At 56.5% G+C, this 2,478-nt stretch carries 2 protein-coding genes; both read right to left on the bottom strand.

Annotation, left to right across the window (positions count from 1 at the left end; genetic code table 11):
- The coding region (locus tag AQ1_RS11565; RefSeq protein ID WP_462687136.1) for a mechanosensitive ion channel family protein at positions 1-282 on the bottom strand (282 nt) is incomplete at its 3' end.
- A gap of 112 nt (positions 283-394) precedes the next feature.
- Complete coding sequence (gene typA, locus AQ1_RS11560; protein ID WP_042087453.1) at positions 395-2,230, bottom strand: translational GTPase TypA; 1,836 nt, start codon at positions 2,228-2,230, stop codon at positions 395-397.
- Between the last annotated feature and the right edge of the window lie 248 nt (positions 2,231-2,478).

Here is a 2,478-nt window from a genome sequence, read left to right as displayed (position 1 = left end):
TCCCACCGCCACGAGGCTGGCTGTTTGCACACCAAATTTTTGCAAAACTGCAATGATGGTGAACAAAATGATGGCATAGCGCACAAGGCTCGACACAAAGCCGGTGAGGGTTTGATCGATTTTTTCCGACCGCCCCATGATTTTGCGCACAGTGCGGTCGGCCAATCCCGCCACATAAAGGCCAATGATCAAAATCACCACAGCGCCCACCGCCGACATGCCATAAGCGGTCAGCAATTGCAGTGCGGTCTGCCATAGGTCTTCAAGCGCTTGTGCGTCCATGAGCAGCATCCCCCTTTGTGATAATGGTTAAAATCAAGATATGATTTATGCCATGAAGCACAGGGAATAGCGAGCAAGGAAGGCGAAAGAGAGGCAGAAAAACGCTGGCGGATCAGCCTGCGGTTTCAGATTTCCGGGCTTCGCGCTTTCTTTCATGGGGATCGAGATAGCGCTTTCTGAGGCGAATGGCTTTGGGTGTCACCTCGACCAATTCATCATCATCGATATAGGCCAGCGCCTGTTCAAGGCTCAGCCGTCGGGGTGTGGTCAGCACCACTGCTTCATCCTTGCCCGCCGCGCGGATATTGGTGAGCTTTTTGGCCTTCAAGGGATTGACCTCAAGATCCTGGCCCCGGCTGTTTTCGCCGATGATCATGCCCACATAAACCGGCTCGCCGCCATCGATCATGATGGTGCCGCGCTCTTCCAGATTCCACAGGGCATAAGTCACCGCCTTGCCGGTTTCCATGGAAATCAGCACGCCATTGCGGCGGCCCTGAATCGGGCCTTTATAGGGGCCATAGCGATCAAAGATGCGATTCATGATGCCGGTGCCACGGGTATCGGTGAGGAATTCGCCATGATAGCCGATCAACCCGCGTGAGGGGGCCGAGAATGTCAGCCGTATCTTGCCGCCGCCAGAGGGGCGCATATCCTGCAATTCCGCTTTGCGCAGGCTCATTTTCTCGACAACGATACCCTGCCAGGCCTCATCCACATCCACCATCACGGTTTCCATGGGCTCGGTGCGATTGCCATTTTCATCGGTTTTAAACAGCACGCGCGGACGGGACACAGAGAGCTCGAACCCCTCGCGGCGCATGGTTTCGATCAAAACCCCAAGCTGCAATTCGCCGCGGCCGGCCACTTCAAAGGCATCGCGCTCATCGCTTTCGGAAATGCGGATGGCCACATTGCCTTCCGCCTCGCGCAGCAGGCGATCACCGATCACCCGGCTTGTTACCTTGTCGCCCTCGCGCCCGGCAAGGGGGCTGTCGTTCACCGAAAAGGTCATGGCCAAAGTGGGGGGATCAATGGGCAGGGATGGCAAAGGCTGGGTGAGGCTGATATCGGCCAGCGTATCGGAAACGGTGGCATTTTGCAGCCCGGCAATGGCCACGATATCGCCGCAGCGGGCTTCCTCGACCGGCACCCGCTCCAGTCCGCGAAAGGAAAACAGCTTGCTGATGCGGCCCTGTTCGGCCAGCTTGCCATCCAGATTGATCGCCTTCACCGTCATCCCGGGGCGAATAATGCCCTGTTCGATGCGACCGGTGAGCACGCGGCCCAGAAACTGATCGCGCTCCAACATGCTGGCCAGCATGGCAAAGGGCATATCCTCGCGCTTATCGCGCATGGGGGCGGGTTCGGGCACATATTGAACGATCAGATCAAACAGCGCCGAAAGATCCTTCCGCTCATCATCAAGATGGGTGACCGCCCAGCCATCGCGGCCAGCGGCATAAAGGGTGGGGAAATCAAGCTGTTCTTCCGTGGCATCGAGAATGGCAAACAGATCGAACACTTCTTCATGGGCTTCATCGGAGCGGGCATCGGGCTTATCGACCTTATTGATCACCACAATCGGGCGCAGCCCCAAAGCCAGTGCCTTTTGGGTGACGAATTTGGTTTGCGGCATCGGCCCTTCGGCGGCATCAACCAGCAACACCACGCCATCAACCATCGATAAGATCCGCTCCACCTCGCCACCGAAATCGGCATGGCCGGGGGTATCAACAATGTTGATGCGGGTATTTTTCCACATGACAGAGGTGCATTTCGCCAGAATGGTGATGCCCCGCTCGCGCTCCAGCGCATTGGAATCCATCGCACGTTCGGCAACGCGCTGATTATCCCGCACGGCACCCGATTGCCGGAACATCTGGTCCACAAGGGTGGTCTTGCCATGGTCAACATGGGCGATGATGGCGATATTACGCAAGGTCATGAATTTTCGACTCACTAAAAGAACAGGCGCGCGGACTATAGGCAGAACGCACATAAATACAAGTGCGGTGGATCGCTCTGCACGGATCTTGCGCACATTATCCCAAAAAGATGCTCAATGGCATGTGGGAAGCCTCTGCTGCATTGCAATATGAACAGAGGTGTTTTTTGGGATGGGAAGACTCCCTCTTTCCTTGTCACCAAGTTTCGTCACCCCGGCCCCCTCTTTGTTTGCTTCCGCTCCGCCCG

The organism is Iodidimonas nitroreducens (assembly GCA_000710935.1).
GTDB lineage: Bacteria > Pseudomonadota > Alphaproteobacteria > Sphingomonadales > Rhodothalassiaceae > Iodidimonas > Iodidimonas nitroreducens.
Note: the sequence above shows the minus strand (reverse complement) of the source record. Positions and strands in the feature narration are given on the sequence as shown.

Bases quoted from the DNA above. Each gene is read 5' to 3' on its own strand.
- typA (WP_042087453.1), bottom strand. From the start codon at position 2,230: ATGACCTTGCGTAATATCGCCATCATCGCCCATGTTGACCATGGCAAG.